Genomic DNA, 15386 nt, shown 5'->3' on the forward strand with positions numbered 1-15386 from the left:
CTATGCGGACTCCCTCGGCACGACACCAGACCTGCATCGCACTCCTCGTCGGCCTGACGGGTGTGATGACCGCGTTGCTGCTGCCGTTCGCGCCGGTGGTCGCAGAGACCACGACGCTGACGTGGCCCGCTCCCGGACGGCCCGCTGCCTCAAGCACCGCACTGATCGCGCCGGACCGGCCGAACACCCTGACCGCGTCGATTCCCTGCACCGCGTTGCGGGCGGCCGCTGCCCAGCCGGTTCCCCCGACTGTGCTGGCCACCGCGGCCGACGGCGCCGGGCTGGTGGTCACCGCATCGGCAGCCGGAGTGCGGGTGCGCCTCGACGACCACGACGAGCAGCTGTACCTTCCCGCCGAGCCGGCAAACTGCCAGGTCAGCATCCAGTCAGTGGCCGGCGGGATGTCAATCGTCGGGGCTGACGGCCGAACCTCCCATCTCGCCGGCGCACCGGTGCCGCAGGTCTACGGGTTCCATACCGATCTCACGACCGCGCAGGCCGCGGACCTGTCGGTGACCGTCACCGTCGGCGGGCCGTTCGCCACGACGCCGACGGCGCTCAAGAGCGTCCTCATCGCGGCGCAGCTGCTCGCGGCCGCCGCCGCGCTGCTCCTCCTGCACCGAGGACGCGGTCCGCCCGCGCGGCTGCGGCTACGCCCGCGCGGTGTGTGGTGGATCGACGTCGCGGTGGTGACGACATTCCTCGGATGGGCTGTCATCGGACCGCTCGCGGTCGACGACGGCTGGGCGACCATGATCGCCCGCAACGTCGCCGCGACGGGCAACCCTGGCAATTACTACCGGTGGTGGGACGCCGCCGAGGTGCCCTTCGCCTTCAGTCAGCAGTTGCTCGCCCCGTTGACCGACATCAGCATCGCGCCGCTGTGGTTGCGACTGCCCGGCACCCTGGCCGCGGTGGCAACCTGGTTCGTGGTCAGCCGCGGCGTGCTCGGCGCGGCCGTGCCCGCGGTGGCGGCGACGGTACGGGTACGCGCGCTGGCCGCGCTCTGTCTGCTCGTCGCGTGGTTGCCGTTCAATCTCGGTACGCGGCCGGAGTCCTATGTCGCACTCGGCGTAGCAGCCACCCTGGCGTTTGCCCTGCGTGCGCGTGACCCCGCCGATCTGAGCCGGCTGGCACTGGTCGCCGCGTTGACCGTCCCGATCAGCCCGACCGGTGTGCTCGTGGCCGCCCCCATGCTCGTCTTCGCACCCCGGCTCGCTGCAGCCGCCCGCAACGCCACGACACCCCCGGCGGTAACCGCCGGGCTGGTGGGTTGCGTTGCCGCCGTGGCATTTACGGTGATCTTCGGTGATCAGACCTGGGACGCTCTGGTCACCGCCACCGACTGGCACACCGCATTCGGTCCCGCCCTGCCGTGGTACGAGGAACCCAGCCGCTACGCACACCTGTTGCAGCCAGATCAACAGGGCAGCTTCGCCAAGCGCATGCCCGTGCTGGTCACCGGCGCGCTGCTGGCGGTCGTGGGTGCGCTGACGGTGCGGCGCCGGGACCGCGACGGGGTGGGGCCGGTCGCCGCGCAGCTGGCCTGCGTGGTCATCGTGGCTCTGCTGCTGCTCGCGGTGGCGCCGTCGAAGTGGTCCTATCACCTCGGCGCCCTCGCCGGCGTCTTCGCGCCGTTCCTGACGGTGACGATCCTGCTGCTCGTCCGGCGGGCGCGCACCCCGGACCGATGGGTCGCGGTCGTGGGCGTGGCGGGGTCGGCGCTGCTGGCCGGAGCGGCCGCACTGGCGTTCGCCGGCCCCAACGCCTGGTGGCTGCCCGTTCTGTACGACCTCCCATGGACGACCGGTCCGATACGGCCCGCCGAGGTACCACTCGACAGTCCGCTGCTGTGGGCTGCCGCACTCGCAGGCGGTGGCGTCTCTGTGGTGCTGGCGGGACGGCTTCGCAGCATGGGCCGCGTGTCGGCGCTGGCACCCGCGGCGCTGACGCTGGTTGCGTTGAGTGCGTCGCTGATCATGCTGGTCGGCACGTTCGCGACGGCGCCGATGCGCCGCGGCGTGGGGTCGCTGGCAATGATCAACGTGGACCGGCTCGCGGGCACCCGTGTGTGTGGGCTCGCCGACGACATCGAACTGTTGCCCGATGGTCCGGTGTTGACGTCGACCCAAGCCGAAGAACAGACCGCCGGTTTCACGCGACGGTCGGGCTACTTTCCCGGTGCGCCGCCACCGGATCCGCCGGGCCTGAACACCTCGGCCTTCCTGTGGGGTAGCCGGGCCGCCGGCGCGCAGACCACAGGCGAGATCACCACCCAATGGTTCGATCTGCCCCCGTTGACACCCGATGCCGGTGTGGCACTGTCGGTTTCAGGCCGGGCCTCCGGTGCGAACGCACTGATTCTGGAGTTCGGCAAAGGCGATGGAGCAGACGTCGATGTGCTGGGGGCGAGTACCGTCGTCGACCGGCCCGCCGTCGACGAAGACCCCGCGCACCCGCTGTGGCGGTCACTGGGTGTCGACGCCGCCGAGGTGCCCGCGGGGGCCAACAGGGTGCGGGTGCGCGCAATCGACGGCCGCACCGACGAGGTGGGCTGGCTGGCATTCACCGGGCCGCGATTGCGCTACGTCGTGCCGCTCAACGACTTCCTGGCCGACAACGGGCCGGTGCTGGTCAGCTGGCCGCAGTCGTTTCTGTTCCCCTGCGTCCGCGACATCCCCATGGTGTCGGGTGGCGTGGCCGAAACGCCGCGCGCCGTCATCGAATCGCCGCGGCCCTGGCTGACCGACGACCGCAACGCCGAGATCGGCGGGACCTTCGCCGGGCTCGTCGAGTTCGAACCGCTGAACGAGATTCCGAGCAGATTGGTGGGCCACCCCGAGCTCGACTGGGGCTCGGTCAGGATCCCCGGGGATACGGCTTCGCCAAATGCTTACGCACGCACCACAACCCGCAGGCAGGTGTGGGGTGTCGGCGCGCTGCGCGGCATCCGTCCCAGCGTCTAGACCTCGTCGGATTCCCCGGCGGCGCGCCGCGCGCCGTCGCGGATCTCGAAAACGTCGGTGGCGAAGCCGCCGATCGCGTTCGCAACGTCCTTGACCGCGGTGGTGATGATCGATGTGATCTCCCCGACCGTCGACGCGCCCGCGCCGACGATCTCTTGCACCGCATCCTTGCCGATCTCGGCCTTGCTGAGCCGGTCATCCATGCGCCCAGTGTGCCACGGCCGGCACCTGCAAGACTGACCGTCGTGGCCACTTTCGCCCAATGGGTCGAGGGAGCGCGTCCCCGCACGCTGCCCAACGCCGTCGCACCCGTCGTCGCAGGGACGGGCGCCGCGGCGTGGCTCGGCGCCGCATCATGGTGGAAAGCGCTGCTCGCACTGCTCGTCGCCGTCGGCTTCATCGTCGGGGTGAACTACGCCAACGACTACTCCGACGGCATCCGCGGCACCGACGACGTGCGCGCTGGACCGCTCCGGCTGGTCGGCTCCAAGGTGGCCGCGCCGAAAGCGGTGCTGACCGCGGCGATCATCGCTCTGGCCGTCGGTGCCGTCGCGGGACTGACGCTCGCATGGTTCTCCTCGCCGTGGCTGATCGCGGTTGGCGCGGCGTGCATCGCCGGGGCGTGGCTCTACACGGGCGGCTCGAAGCCCTACGGCTATCTGGGGCTGGGTGAAGTCGCGGTGTTCGTGTTCTTCGGCCTGGTCGCGGTGCTCGGCACCCAGTACACGCAGGCCCTGCGCGTCGACTGGGTCGGATTGACGCTGGCGGTCGCGACGGGCTGCCTGTCGTCAGCGGTGCTGGTGGCCAACAATCTGCGGGACATCCCGACCGACAAGGTGTCGGGAAAGATCACGCTGGCGGTGCGACTCGGCGATGCGAAGACGCGGGTGCTGTTCCAGGCGCTGCTGGTCGTCGCGGTCCTGTTGACGCTGGCGCTGATGCTCGCAACGCCGTGGTGTGCCGCCGGTCTGGTGGCGCTGCCGCTGGCAGTGCGCGCCGCCAAGCCCGTCCGCAGTGGACTGGGCGGCAAGGATCTGATCCCGGTCCTCAAGAGCACCGGCCTGACGATGCTGGTGTGGGCGATCGCGGTCAGTGCCGCACTGGTCTTGGGCTAGCTCTGGCGCCGTCAGGGTAATCCGGCGCGCCCGGCGACGCTGAGCGTCGGTTTGCGCGCCGGATCCGCGTGGTACACGCCCCGGGATGACTGCTGCGCCGATGCCCCGACAATCCGACGATGCCCGCGCGGCCCAGCGGGTGGTCGCGGCCCTGGCCGATGCGTTCTCGGCCAAGGTCGTGGGACAGGAGCATCTGCGCGAGACCCTGCTGATCGGCTTACTGGCGGGCGGGCACATTCTGCTCGAAAGCGTGCCCGGCCTGGCGAAGACGACCGCCGCCCGGGTGATCGCCGAATCGATCGACGGACAGTTCCGGCGTATCCAGTGCACCCCCGACCTGCTGCCCAGCGACATCATCGGCACGCAGATCTACGACGCCACCACTACATCGTTCGTGACGCAGCTCGGCCCGGTGCACGCGAATGTGGTGCTCCTCGACGAGATCAACCGCTCCAGCGCCAAGACGCAGAGCGCCATGCTCGAGGCGATGGAGGAACGCCAGACCACCATCGCAGGCACGGAATACCCGATCCCCGAACCGTTTCTGGTCATCGCGACGCAGAACCCGGTCGACCAAGAGGGCACGTACGCGCTGTCGGAGGCCCAGACCGACCGGTTCCTGCTGAAGGAGATCGTGCGGTATCCCTCCCCAGAGGAGGAGGTCGAGGTGATGTCGCGTCTCGACGCGGGGATCTTCGACAAAGACCGTCTCAGCCGGCCCGTCGCGACGCTCGAAGACGTGCGGCGCCTGCAGAAGTTCGCCCACGACGTCTACATGAGCCGCGACCTGATGCTCTACGCGAGCCGCCTGGTAGGCGTGACCCGCGACCCGGGCAGCTACCTGCCCAGCCAGCTCGCCAGGCTCATCGAGTACGGCGCCAGCCCTCGCGCCACCATCGCGCTGTGCACGTCGGCGCGCGCACTGGCGGTGCTCAAAGGCCGGGATCACGTGATCCCACAAGACATCGCCGACCTCGCCCACCGCGTGCTGCAGCACCGGCTGATACTCGGATTCGAGGCGGCCAGCGCAGGCATCACTCCCACCCGGGTCATCGACGCCGTGCTGCAGGCGGTTCGGGTTCCCTGAGCGGCGGCACAGATTGGGCAAGCATCTCAACAGGGCCAGAGCGTATTTCGGCACCGACACCCGCGGCATGCTCGAAGGCGGCCGCCACGCGCTGTTGCACACACGAACCATGGAGTTCGACGAGCTGCGGCCTTACGTTCCCGGCGACGACGTACGCGACATCGACTGGAAGGCCTCCGCACGCTCGGCGAGCGTGCTGATCAAGCGCTTCGTCTCCGAGAAGCACCACAAGGTGCTCCTGGTCGCCGACGCCGGGCGCAACATGGTGGCACTGGCCCCGGACGGCGAACGCAAATGCGAAGTGGCTCTACATGTTCTGGGCACCATCGGACTGATAACACTGGGCCGTGCCGACGAGATCGGCATGGTGTACGGGGACGCACGCGGCAGCCTGCGGGTGCGTCAGAGCCACGGCGAGAACCACATCGAGAGCATGTTGACCAGTTACCAGAGTCATGCCGGTCAGCATGGCCCGAGCGACATCGTCGCCCAGTTGACTTACGTGGCAACGCATTACCGCCATTCGATGCTGATCGTCGTGGTGTCGGATGAGCCGGAGCCGGATGAGCGGCTCGACGACGCGCTGAAACGTCTGACGGGGCGGCACGATGTGCTGTGGACGATGGTCGCCGACATGCCCGCGGCAGGCGTCAAGGACGGCGGGTACGACGTCGCCACGGGTAAGCCGGTGCTGGGCCCGGCCGCGATGGATCCGCGGGTGATCGCCGCCTACGAACGGGCCGAGGAACGGCGCCGCAAGCGGCTGGGCGAGCTCATGGCCTCGCATGCCGTTCCGCACACCGTCATATCGGGGTCGGGGCAGATTCGCCGGGCGGTCAGCGACATGACCAGGGTGTGGTCTCGTGCCGGATGATCTTCTCGAGTTCGTCGGTGCTCCGCCCGGCTACTCGCTGCTGTGGCTGTGGCTCGGACTAGCGCTGCTGATGCTCGTCATCGGTTGGTTCGCACTGGTTCTGGTAGCCACGATGCCGTCGCACCGGCTGCGCAAAATTCCCGGCGTCGAGGAGCTGCACGGGCGGTTGCTGAGACATCGATTCGCCAAGACTGTCAGCACGATCACGCGACGGCACCGCGACGGCGAGCTGTCGCCCGAGCAGGCCAGCGCGGCGTTGAGCTGCACCCTGCGCAGTTTCCTGCACCAGGCCACCGGCATTGGCGCGCAGTACATGCAGTTGGGTGCCATTGCCACAGGTGATCTCGCGCCCGCGGCGCCGATGCTGGAGGCCCTGGGCAGCGCGCAGTTCGACAGGGCGTCGACCGTGGACGTCGGCACGCTGGGCGATCAAACCGAAGAACTGATCCGCTCGTGGAGTTGATGTGGTGGCCGGTCGCGGCCGCCGGACTGGGCGCCGTGATCCTGGTGATCGCACTGGCGGTGCTGGTGCCGATCAAGGGCGGTCAGGAACGCCGGCTGCCGCTGGCCAACACAGCGCGTCTGACCCGGCTGCCCGAATACCGGGCAGTCGTGCGCAGGCAGATGCGGGCGGCGGCAGTCGCCATCGCATTACTGATACTGCTGTGCGCCGCGACCGTCCTGGCCAGCGCTCGCCCCGTCGGAACCTTCTGGGACGCCGAGGCTTCCGCGCCGCGCGACGACATCATGCTGTGCGTGGGAGCACCCGCAGACGACGAAGCCACCGGCCAATTCCTCGGATACTTCGCGCGGCAGACGACCACCTACGGATCAGAACGCATCGGATTGACCTCCCTGAACCGACGGCTGATTCCATTGACGCGTGACCATCAGTTCGCCGCGGGCCGGCTCGGTGACTTCGCACGGGCCGCACCGACAGCGCCCGCGTTCAACGCACCCGTCGAGTACGACGACTACTCCCCCACGGTCGCGGATGCGCTGGCGTTGTGCCTGACCGGCTTCCCCGGCTTCCAAGCCGCCGGCGACACCCGGCGATCCCTGATCTATCTGGGACCAGGTGCGTTGCGCCCCCCTGACGACAACGCCCCCACGCTCTACACCGACACCCAGGTCATCGAGATGGCGCAGCGGGCCGGCCTTCAGATCAACGCCGTCGCGACGCCGGGCCGCGACACCGCGTCGCTCAGTGCGGTGACCGATGCGACCGGGGGCCGGTTCTTGCGGTATGACGCTGCTGACCTCGACGGGCAACTCGACGCCATCCGGGCGTCGGCCCCGTCGGCACCAGGGGACCGGGTCGACGCCAAAGAGGACTCCCCGGCTGCTGCCGTCGTCGCTGCACTCGCGTTGTCGGCGCTGCTCGGTGTCTCACTGCTGGCGGTCCGGCGATGACCTTCGAACCTGTGCTGCCGCCGCTCGTGCTGGCCTTCGCCGCGCTCGCCCTGGTCACGCTGCGTCTGCTCTCGCTGAGGCCGGCCAGTAAGGCAGGCCGTCAGACGCTGCTGCGGTGGTCGCTGACGACGGCAGCGATGGTGCTCGTGCTTCTGGCCGCGGCGCGCCCGGTGACGGGATCGACGGCCGAACCCGCGCCGGCTCAATCCTCGCAGACCGGCGCGAACGTGTACTTCCTCGTCGACAGATCGGCCGATTCTGCGATCACCGATTTTGGTGGCGCACCACGGATGTCAGGTATCCGGGACGACATCGAGGCGGTGATCGACGCCCACCCCGGCGCGCGGTTCGCCCTCATCTCGTTTGCGGCACGGCCCGCGATCGATTGGCCGCTGTCTGCGGACGCGTGGAGCCTGACGCCCGTCGTCGAGGCGCTGAACCCCTATCCCGGCGCGGACAGTACCGAGGTGAATGCTGCAGCAGCCGCGAATGTTCTTCGTTATCAACTCATCTCGGCAGGACAGCAGTTCCCGCAGGCGGAGAATCTGGTCTACTACCTGGGTTCCGGGGCCGGTCGCTCCACGGTGCCGCAGGGCATTTTCGACACGCCTGCCGTCGACGGCGGCGCGGTCCTCGGTTACGGACCAGACCCCGGCGTAAACACCCTGCGCGACATCGCCGGCCAGCTGGACCTCCCGTTCATCGAGCGCGCACCGGGCGAAGCCCTGCCCCTTGGCGGCGACACATCGGATCAGGCGACCTCCACTGCCCCTGTGGAAGTCCCCGAACGCGCAGAGCTCTATTGGGTGCTGACGCTGCTGGCCTCGCTTCTTCTGCTTCCCGAGATCTACCTGACCGCACGGGATCTCCGCAAAGCCAGAGCCACCCGCAGGGAGGTGCTGCCATGACCCGACTGCCGGCCCGGATACGTGCGCGGCGACGGCTGCTGGCGTTGTCCGCGCTGCCCGCCATTGCTGTCGTCGTACTCGGCACAAAACTCATTTCGGTCGCCGTCGTCGGAGATTCGGCGCGCGAACATTTTGAGGCGGGCAACATCGGCGCGCTACGCGAGGACGTGTCGCTGCTGCAGGTGCTCAACATCGTCGAGCCCGCGAACGCCCAGTGGGCGGCAGGCGGGCTCGCGGTTTTGGAAGATCGACTTGACGATGCGCAGGCCCAGTTCTCGGCGGCCCTGGCGAATATCGATGCGGCACAATCGTGTCCGGTGCGGGTGAATCTGGAACTCGTCACCGAACGCCAGGGCGACATCGATGCTTGGGAGGCCAGGCTCGACGAGGCCCGGCAGAACTACGAGAGTGCACTCACCGTCATCGCCGAAGCCCCGCCCAGGTGCTTCGCAGACAACTCCGATCCCGATCCGCAGCGGCAGGCCGTCCGCCGAGACGCCGAGGCCCGCGTCCGCGCCAAGATCGCCGATTTGGGGACGGTGGCACCCCTCGCACCACCGTCCCCCCCGCCACCGGCGACTGCGCCCAACGCCGCCGCTGCGCCGCCCGTCCCCGCCGTCGACCCCAACGCGCCAACGGATCCGCGTCGCCTCGATCTCGGCGGCGATCCGCTGGAGGTTCTGCGCCAAGTTCTTCGCGATGCGGCGGGGTGAGGACTGCGCTAAGCGCGCGCGGTACTGGTCCAGTACTCGGCGATCTTGCCGTCGGAGATGCGCAGCAGATCGTTGCCCGTGAACCGCGCGGGCCCGTTCTTACCCGAGCCCGTGGCAATCCAGTGAGCCGCCACCATGTCGCCGTCGACAATGGGTCCCACGTCGACCGCGAACACCAGCTCCTTGAGCGTGGTGCGCGTCCGATCGACGGCTGTCTGCAGTTCGGCGGGGCCACGCACGTCGTGAGTCGGCCAGTGTCCGACGAAGTCGGGCGTGACCAGCTGCGGCGCGATGCGGTGTCCCGCCCACAATTCCTCGATCCAGCGCTTATACAGTCGCTGGCCAACCATTCGCCTGGGGCTACTCATGCCAATGGGGCTCGTCATGCCTCTCGGACGGGTCATGACCTGCGGATTAGTCATACATTTCGGTTTACCCACCACGAAACGCAGCTAAGCCCAGAATCTTACAAATTCGTCATACGGCGTCAGCTGCCGGCCGGACCACCCTCAGGGTCGCGGCCCGGCGCCTCGGAACCATCCCCGCCGCCGTGCCCACGCAGCCGCGACTGGAGCTGTTCCCGGTCGCGGCGCCGCCGTTCGTCCATCAGCGCGATACTCGCGGTGGCTCGCCGCCGCAACGGACTGAAGACCCAGATGCCCAGCGGCAGAGCTATCACGATGGCGAACAGCAAAGCCACCACGATAGGGAATTCACGAATTCCGATCAGGTGGCCGATCCCCAGAATCGCCGCCGTCATCACCGCAACAAGCAGAAGCCGCGCCACCACGTAGGCGAGCACATCCAGATACGGCCGGGAGGCGGGTCGCGGGTTCTCGGACACGGATCTGAGCCTACCGATGGCGCGTATATTGACAGGAAGGAGGTTTTGAGTGGCTTATCTGCTCCTGATTCTTGTCTTGGCCGCGGTGGTCTACATCGTCTGGCGAGTGGTCCGGATGAACGCGCAACGACCGCGCACGCGGACGATCGGACCCGACGACGACCCAGAGTTTCTGCGTCGGATCAATCCGCGCGACGATCAACCAAGGTCCTGACGAGACGTGACTGCGTAAGACCCGACCGCTAACCGACCGGGTCGGCCTGGCGGCGCGCCCCGGGGAAGCCGTCCGCAACCACAGCTGCCAACTCCAACAACGACTCTCGGGTTTCTTCGCGCAGACGATCGAGGCTGATCTCTGCGCCTTCTTCGAGGTGCGGATCGAACGGAACCTGACACACCGTCCGGCAGCGCCGCGCGAAATGGTCGGTGACCTTCGTCAGATCCACTTTCGCGGTGCCTTTTCCGCCGCTCTTCCGTCCCAGCCTGCCCGCGCCGGGACGCACACCGTTGATCACGGCGATCGAGTTGCGCACCAGATCTTGATGGCCGTGCGCATCAAGCCAATCCAACGTGGCCGACGCGCTGCGCGCTCCGTCCACGGACCCGGAACTGATGACCACGAGGACGTCAGCCTTGTCGATGACCGACGACATCGCTGAATGCAGCATGCCGGTGCCGCAGTCGGTGAGCACCACGCTGTAGAAACGCTCAAGCACCTCCACTGCGCGCGCATAGTCCTCTGCCGAGAACGCCTCCGACACCGCCGGGTCACTCTCCGACGCCAGCACCTCCAGTCGGCTGGGCCCCTGCGAGGTGTAGTGGCGGACGTCGCTGTAAGCCGAAATGCCCTCGGCGTCGCGAAGAAGGTGACGTACCGTCGCCGCGGTTTCCAGCGGAACCTTCTGGCTCAGCGTGCCGCGGTCGGGATTCGCGTCGACGGCTATCACGCGGTCACCACGGTTGGCAGCGAAGGTCGCGCCGAGCGTGGCCGTGATGGTCGTCTTACCCACCCCGCCCTTCTGCGACAACATGGCGATCCGGTAGCAGCTTCGCAGCGGGTGCTGGACCCGGGCGACCAAACCGTTGTGCCGGATCACCTTCGGGCTCTCGCCGAGATTGATCAGGCGGCCTGACCCGCGGTACACCCATTTGCGCCACCCTGCCGAAGGCGAAGCGGCTGTGGTGCGCAGCAGAGCGACGGCCGACGGATCGAGGTAGGGGACGATCTCGTTGCCCGGCGGCGGCGCGACCGTCACGACGGGCGGCGCACCTTCAGGGGGTGTCGGTGCCGTCCACTCGGCGGGAACGGGCGCCATGGGGTCAGAGAACCGCTGCTGTGCCCGAAAGCCGCCCGGCACCTCAGTCAACAGCTACTCCCCTTTCGCGTCGGCTCAGCCGACTTCGGCCCAACTGTCGGCTCAGCCGACTTCTGCCCAATTGTCGGCTCAGCCGACTTCGGCTGGATTGTCGGCTCAGCCGACGCCGGCATACGAGTGCAGGCCAACCGTCACGAGATTGATGAAGAACAGGTTGAAGACCATCGCGACAAAGCCGGCGATGTTGATCCACGCCGCCTTCTTGTCCCGCCACCCCGCGGTCGAGCGCGCGTGTAGGTAGGCCGCGTAGATGACCCACGCGATGAACGACACCGTCTCCTTGGGATCCCAGCCCCAGTAGCGACCCCACGCCTCCTCGGCCCAGATGGCGCCGAAGATGACGCCGAAGCCGAACACGGGAAACGCAAAGATTGTTGTGCGGTAAGCGATCCTGTCGAGTGTCTGCGCGTCGGGCAGCTTCGCCACGATGCGACCGATCCCGTCGGTGCGGTCCGCGGCGCCCAACGACGACATCTTCACCAGGAACAGAATGCTGGCCACACCGGCGACCAGGAACACGCCTGAACCCAGGCTGACCACCGACACGTGAATCGGCAGCCAGTAGGACTGCAGCGCGGGCATCACCGGCGCGGCATGCGAGTAGAGCCACTTGCCCGACACCGTCAGCAAGATCAGTACGGGCACGAGGACGAACACCCACAGCGAGCGATACTGCGGCTTGCGAAGCACCCACGCCGCCGCAACCAGACCGCAGAACGACGTCAGATTGATGAACTCGTACATGTTGCCCCACGGCACCCGTGAGGTGGACAGTCCGCGCAGCACGATGCAGGCCGCCAGCAGCGCGATCCCGACATAGGTGAGCGCCATCCCCGCGGAGCCGACCCGTTCGTCGAACGGACGGCGCGGCGCGTCTACGACGATGCCGGGTCCGGCGCTGTCCCCGGCTACGCGGCCCGCTCCCCCACCGGCACTGACCAGCTCCTGGCTCTCCACCTTGCGGCCGCGGCTGTAGGCGAGTTCGACGGCGAACAGCAGCAGCGCTGCCAGCAGAACCAGCACGGACGAGGTGAACGCCCAGTCGGAGTAGCGAGCCAGCTCGATGTCGATGGTCGTGCTCATGAAAGATCCGCTTTCTTCTCTCGCTCCACCGGCGCGGCCGGCTCGATCCCGGTGAGGATCCGCGACGTCAGCCGCTCGAACTCGTCACCCCACCCCGAGTTGTCGGTGCGGGCCAGGCCGCCAAGCTCGACGTTCACCGTACCCGCAGGTCCCGGTGAGAGCCGCACCCAGACGCGTCGCCGCCGCACGATCAGCGACACCAGCAGCCCGCCCATCATCGTCATCGAGAACACCAGCACCCAGATCTGCGCTGGGTCGTGGGACACCTGCAGGTTGACGAACGGAACCGCGCCGTCGAACCGCACGACGGTGCCGTCTTCGAGACGGGTGTCCTGGCCCGCGTTGAGGTTGACGCGCGCCATCTTGGTCAGGCGGCCCTGGCCGATCATGCGCTCGTCGAGGGAGAAGACCGACTGCGGGCGGCCGGTGTCCAGACCGGTGTCGCCTTTGTAGATGTCCACTGCGACGGCGGGGTCCCGCATCTCGGGGAAGCTGGACGACAACAGCGTGCCGTGCAGCGAGGCTGTGGGTGCGAACAAACCCTGGATCGCGATCTGGTTCTTGCGGCGCTCACGCTCGTCGGCGTAGGTGCCACCGGGCGGATCGAACCGCATCGCACCCGACGACAGGAAGCTGATCTGGTCCTCGGGCCGCCACTGCAGCGTCTGGGTTCGAGTCTGCCCGTCGGGGAAGGTCACCGTGAACGTCGGGGCGTAGCCGTGCCCCTGGAGGTAGACGCGGTCGCCGCCGACGCGCAGCGGTTCGTTGACCTTGAGCAGATACGGCTGCCAGGTGCCGGAGGTCAGGTCGTCGCCGGCCTGATAGTCGATGTCGGCCTGGAAGTCCACCGCCTGACCATTGTCAAGATAGGTGGCCTGAAAGTCGTTGACGCGGATGCACATCGGGTACAGCGAGGTTCCGTCGACGGTGTTGCCGGCCCGGAACGAGTCGAACGCCGCCGGCGAGGCGGTGCAGAAACCCGGGCCGCCGTCGGCGATGACGATGACGTTGCCCTCGTAGCTGAACAGCTTGCCCGCGGCGATCGCGACGAGCAGGCCGAGCAGCGAGAAATGGAAGACGATGTTGCCGAACTCGCGCAGATAGCCTTTTTCCGCAGAGATCTCGGTACTTTCGCCCTCGGTACGGGTGGTGCGGCGCCAGCCGCGCAGCCGTTCGTCGACGGACGCGGCCATCACGGTGAGGTCGCCGCCCGGCACCTCGGCGGTGTGATGCTTGGGTAGCCGGCCGAGATTGCGCGGCGCGGCAACGGGTGTGGCGCGCAGGCTGCGGAAGTGTTCGATCAACCGCGGGGTCAGGCACCCCACCAGCGAGACGAACAGCAGGACGTAGATCGCGGTGAACCAGAAGCTGGAGAACACGTCGAAGGCCTGCACGCGGTCCAACCACGGCCCCAAAGTCGGATGTTCGGCGATGTACTCGGCGACCTTGCTCTCGTTGAGGCTGCGCTGCGGCAGAAGCGCGCCGGGAATGGCGGCGAGCGCGAGCAGGAACAACAGCACCAGCGCGGTGCCCATCGACGTCAGGGTGCGCCAGGTGTTGCGCACGAGCGCGAGCAGACGCGAAATCGCGCGTGTGGGACGAGATTTGTGCGAGTTCGTGTCTGCTGGCGGGGCTGTCGTGACCATCAGATCGGTAACCTCACGTCACTGACGAACGCGTCACGTACCCAGGAGACGAACTCGTTCCACAGCCCGGTGACCAGTGCCGTGCCGACGAGGATCATCAGCACGCCGCCGACGATCTGGATCGTGCGGGTGTTGCGGCGCAGCCAGTCGAGCCCGGCGACGGCGCGTGCCGAGCCCAAAGCCAACAGCACGAACGGGATTCCGAGACCGAGACAGTAGGCGATGACCAGCACCACGCCGCGGACCACGTTGCTGCCTTCGGTCGCCGACGCCACCGCGATGACCCCGGTGAGCGTCGGCCCCAGGCATGGTGTCCACCCGAGTGCGAACACCGCGCCCAGAAGTGGGGCACCGCCGAGGGTGGAAAGCTGGCGCGGAGTGAAGCGCGTGTCGCGCTGCAGCACCGGCACCAGCCCGATGAACACCAGACCCATCAGGATCGTGACGACACCGCCGATGCGCTGCAGCAGAAGCTGATTGGTGATGAGCGCGGTGGTCATGCCCAACACCGCGACAGTGCCGAGCACGAACACGACCGTGAAGCCGGCGACGAACAACGCCGCCGCCCCCGCGACGCGCAGACGCGCACCTTTGAGGGCCACCGCGGTGCCCGGCCGGTCCTCGACGCCGACGACCGCGGCGAGATACGACAGGTATCCGGGCACCAGCGGCACCACGCACGGCGACGCGAAGGACACCAGCCCCGCCAGCGCGGCCAACCCCATCGCGAGCAGAAGCGGCCCGGTGGCCGTCAATTGGTCGATCTGGTCGAGGTTCATTGCTCGGCGGCCAGTCGCTCGACGACGGGTTGCAGATCCTGGGCGAGCAGCTCGCGCAGGAACACCGCCGCCACCCGGTGCTGACGGTCGAGCACCACAGTCGACGGGATCACCGTCGTCGGATAGCGCCCGCCGAATGCGATCATCGTGCGCATCGGAGGGTCGTAGATCGACGGAAACGTGACGCCGCGATCGATGATGAAGTCGCGCGGGGCGTCGATGTTGTTGTCCCGCACATCGATTCCGAGGAAGGCCACGCCATTGTCGCGGGTCGCCTCGTAGACCTGCTGCAGCTGGGTGATCTCGGTCCGGCACGGTCCGCACCACTGGCCCCACACATTGATCACGACGACTTTGCCGCTGAAATCGTCAAGTGAGATCGTCTTGTCGGTGTCCATCAGGTCGGGTCCGGACAGCGGTCCCGGTGTGCCGCGGTCCTGCGGCGGGTCGTAGAAGATGTCGGTCTGGCCGCCGGGTGCGACGAACTCGAAGGTGCCGCCCTGGGCGACGGCGTCGCTGCCGGTGGAGCATCCGGCGACCACAGCCACAGCCGCACACGCTGCCGCCAGCGTGCGCACCATG

17 protein-coding genes are annotated in these 15386 nt (G+C 67.9%); 9 read left to right on the forward strand and 8 right to left on the reverse strand.

Translation table 11 applies throughout. From position 1 onward, the window contains the following. The first annotated feature begins 2 nt into the window (after window positions 1-2). Window positions 3-2966: an arabinosyltransferase domain-containing protein gene (locus AWC12_RS08640; protein ID WP_133057321.1), complete on the forward strand. Its 2964-nt coding sequence runs from the start codon at window positions 3-5 to the stop codon at window positions 2964-2966. On the opposite strand, the gene AWC12_RS08645 is transcribed toward AWC12_RS08640, so the two are convergent. Further along, window positions 2963-3169 (reverse strand): hypothetical protein, encoded by a 207-nt coding sequence (locus tag AWC12_RS08645; protein ID WP_024447555.1) that lies wholly within the window; start codon window positions 3167-3169, stop codon window positions 2963-2965. The two genes, AWC12_RS08640 and AWC12_RS08645, sit on opposite strands and share 4 nt — an antisense overlap. A gap of 42 nt (window positions 3170-3211) precedes the next feature. Here AWC12_RS08645 and AWC12_RS08650 point away from each other — a divergent pair, with 42 nt between their 5' ends. The 7 genes from AWC12_RS08650 to AWC12_RS08680 all read left to right on the forward strand — a co-directional run bounded on the left by AWC12_RS08650 (window position 3212) and on the right by AWC12_RS08680 (window position 9076). Then, window positions 3212-4081, forward strand: a complete 870-nt coding sequence (locus AWC12_RS08650) for a 1,4-dihydroxy-2-naphthoate polyprenyltransferase (RefSeq protein ID WP_085173618.1) — start codon at window positions 3212-3214, stop codon at window positions 4079-4081. Window positions 4082-4166: 85 nt separating this feature from the next. After that, window positions 4167-5168 (forward strand): AAA family ATPase, encoded by a 1002-nt coding sequence (locus AWC12_RS08655; RefSeq protein ID WP_085173620.1) that lies wholly within the window; start codon window positions 4167-4169, stop codon window positions 5166-5168. A gap of 13 nt (window positions 5169-5181) precedes the next feature. Beyond that, window positions 5182-6042, forward strand: coding sequence for a DUF58 domain-containing protein (locus AWC12_RS08660; protein ID WP_024447552.1), 861 nt, complete (start codon window positions 5182-5184; stop codon window positions 6040-6042). Next, window positions 6032-6505, forward strand: coding sequence for a hypothetical protein (locus AWC12_RS08665; RefSeq protein ID WP_085173622.1), 474 nt, complete (start codon window positions 6032-6034; stop codon window positions 6503-6505). Before AWC12_RS08660 ends, AWC12_RS08665 begins: the two co-directional genes overlap by 11 nt. Further along, window positions 6505-7455 carry a vWA domain-containing protein gene (locus AWC12_RS08670; RefSeq protein WP_234813915.1) on the forward strand — a complete coding sequence of 317 codons (951 nt, stop codon included), beginning with the start codon at window positions 6505-6507 and terminating at the stop codon, window positions 7453-7455. The genes AWC12_RS08665 and AWC12_RS08670 overlap by 1 nt, the downstream gene beginning before the upstream one ends. Beyond that, window positions 7452-8363: a vWA domain-containing protein gene (locus AWC12_RS08675; protein ID WP_024447549.1), complete on the forward strand. Its 912-nt coding sequence runs from the start codon at window positions 7452-7454 to the stop codon at window positions 8361-8363. Before AWC12_RS08670 ends, AWC12_RS08675 begins: the two co-directional genes overlap by 4 nt. Further along, on the forward strand, window positions 8360-9076 hold the full coding sequence (locus AWC12_RS08680) for a hypothetical protein (protein ID WP_085173624.1): 717 nt from the start codon (window positions 8360-8362) through the stop codon (window positions 9074-9076). The genes AWC12_RS08675 and AWC12_RS08680 overlap by 4 nt, the downstream gene beginning before the upstream one ends. Window positions 9077-9084: 8 nt before the next feature. Here the strand turns inward: AWC12_RS08680 and AWC12_RS08685 are convergent, their stop codons facing one another. Beyond that, a complete protein-coding gene (locus AWC12_RS08685; protein WP_024447547.1) occupies window positions 9085-9498 on the reverse strand; it encodes an ester cyclase in 414 nt (137 codons plus the stop codon). Between the two features lie 65 nt (window positions 9499-9563). Beyond that, window positions 9564-9920, reverse strand: a complete 357-nt coding sequence (locus AWC12_RS08690; protein WP_024447546.1) for a DUF4229 domain-containing protein — start codon at window positions 9918-9920, stop codon at window positions 9564-9566. A 49-nt stretch (window positions 9921-9969) separates the two neighbouring features. Between AWC12_RS08690 and AWC12_RS31045 the strand changes: the two genes are divergently transcribed. After that, complete coding sequence (locus AWC12_RS31045; protein ID WP_162834986.1) at window positions 9970-10134, forward strand: hypothetical protein; 165 nt, start codon at window positions 9970-9972, stop codon at window positions 10132-10134. 28 nt (window positions 10135-10162) lie between these two features. Here AWC12_RS31045 and AWC12_RS08695 read toward each other — a convergent pair whose 3' ends face one another. From AWC12_RS08695 to AWC12_RS08715, 5 genes are all read right to left on the reverse strand, one after another. Beyond that, entirely contained in the window at window positions 10163-11236 is a 1074-nt protein-coding gene (locus AWC12_RS08695) for a MinD/ParA family ATP-binding protein (protein ID WP_051226777.1), read from the reverse strand. Between the two features lie 156 nt (window positions 11237-11392). Further along, window positions 11393-12379 carry a c-type cytochrome biogenesis protein CcsB gene (gene ccsB / locus AWC12_RS08700; protein WP_085173626.1) on the reverse strand — a complete coding sequence of 329 codons (987 nt, stop codon included), beginning with the start codon at window positions 12377-12379 and terminating at the stop codon, window positions 11393-11395. Further along, window positions 12376-14025, reverse strand: a complete 1650-nt coding sequence (gene resB, locus AWC12_RS08705; RefSeq protein ID WP_085173627.1) for a cytochrome c biogenesis protein ResB — start codon at window positions 14023-14025, stop codon at window positions 12376-12378. The genes ccsB and resB overlap by 4 nt, the downstream gene beginning before the upstream one ends. Then, on the reverse strand, window positions 14025-14804 hold the full coding sequence (locus AWC12_RS08710) for a cytochrome c biogenesis CcdA family protein (protein ID WP_085173629.1): 780 nt from the start codon (window positions 14802-14804) through the stop codon (window positions 14025-14027). Before AWC12_RS08710 ends, resB begins: the two co-directional genes overlap by 1 nt. Beyond that, window positions 14801-15385: a TlpA disulfide reductase family protein gene (locus AWC12_RS08715; RefSeq protein ID WP_085173843.1), complete on the reverse strand. Its 585-nt coding sequence runs from the start codon at window positions 15383-15385 to the stop codon at window positions 14801-14803. Before AWC12_RS08715 ends, AWC12_RS08710 begins: the two co-directional genes overlap by 4 nt. Window position 15386: the final 1 nt, after the last annotated feature.

Origin of the sequence: Mycolicibacterium iranicum (assembly GCF_002101705.1) — a bacterium.
Taxonomy (GTDB): Bacteria; Actinomycetota; Actinomycetes; order Mycobacteriales; family Mycobacteriaceae; genus Mycobacterium; species Mycobacterium iranicum.

Excerpts from the sequence above, each read along its gene's own strand:
- ccsB (WP_085173626.1), bottom strand. The coding sequence starts at position 12,379 with ATGAGCACGACCATCGACATCGAGCTGGCTCGCTACTCCGACTGGGCG.
- AWC12_RS08715 (WP_085173843.1), bottom strand. The coding sequence starts at position 15,385 with ATGGTGCGCACGCTGGCGGCAGCGTGTGCGGCTGTGGCTGTGGTCGCC.
- AWC12_RS08655 (WP_085173620.1), top strand. The coding sequence starts at position 4,167 with ATGACTGCTGCGCCGATGCCCCGACAATCCGACGATGCCCGCGCGGCC.
- AWC12_RS08670 (WP_234813915.1), top strand. The coding sequence starts at position 6,505 with ATGTGGTGGCCGGTCGCGGCCGCCGGACTGGGCGCCGTGATCCTGGTG.
- AWC12_RS08680 (WP_085173624.1), top strand. The coding sequence starts at position 8,360 with ATGACCCGACTGCCGGCCCGGATACGTGCGCGGCGACGGCTGCTGGCG.
- AWC12_RS08695 (WP_051226777.1), bottom strand. The coding sequence starts at position 11,236 with ATGGCGCCCGTTCCCGCCGAGTGGACGGCACCGACACCCCCTGAAGGT.
- resB (WP_085173627.1), bottom strand. The coding sequence starts at position 14,025 with ATGGTCACGACAGCCCCGCCAGCAGACACGAACTCGCACAAATCTCGT.
- AWC12_RS08645 (WP_024447555.1), bottom strand. The coding sequence starts at position 3,169 with ATGGATGACCGGCTCAGCAAGGCCGAGATCGGCAAGGATGCGGTGCAA.
- AWC12_RS08710 (WP_085173629.1), bottom strand. The coding sequence starts at position 14,804 with ATGAACCTCGACCAGATCGACCAATTGACGGCCACCGGGCCGCTTCTG.
- AWC12_RS08640 (WP_133057321.1), top strand. The coding sequence starts at position 3 with ATGCGGACTCCCTCGGCACGACACCAGACCTGCATCGCACTCCTCGTC.
- AWC12_RS08675 (WP_024447549.1), top strand. The coding sequence starts at position 7,452 with ATGACCTTCGAACCTGTGCTGCCGCCGCTCGTGCTGGCCTTCGCCGCG.
- AWC12_RS08685 (WP_024447547.1), bottom strand. The coding sequence starts at position 9,498 with ATGACTAATCCGCAGGTCATGACCCGTCCGAGAGGCATGACGAGCCCC.